We start from the raw sequence: 218 nt of genomic DNA, 5'->3' as shown, positions 1-218 counted from the left end.
ATCAAGCTCAGGGGGCTGGGGGAAGTCGCTTGAATCGTCAAACCATATTTCTAACACTTCACGATGATCCGAGCCATCGTGCAACAGCGCCTCAAGCCCTGTTTTCATCTTTAGCTCGCTATCGGCTAGGTAGGTGAGCACCATGGCTAGGCGCTCATGCTCGGCTTGTTCTGCGCCAGCGCTGTATTGGCGCGCCATGCGGCCATGATAACCCGCTG

The 218-nt window shown here is 56.0% G+C and carries 1 protein-coding gene; it reads right to left on the bottom strand.

All coding sequences use genetic code 11. From position 1 onward, the window contains the following. Positions 1 to 218: hypothetical protein (locus tag NLF92_RS14040; RefSeq protein WP_254102890.1), on the bottom strand; the 218-nt coding region annotated here is incomplete at both ends.

Origin of the sequence: Opacimonas viscosa (assembly GCF_024199005.1) — a bacterium.
Lineage (GTDB): Bacteria > Pseudomonadota > Gammaproteobacteria > Enterobacterales > Alteromonadaceae > Opacimonas > Opacimonas viscosa.
This window is presented reverse-complemented; position numbering and strand designations above follow the sequence as displayed.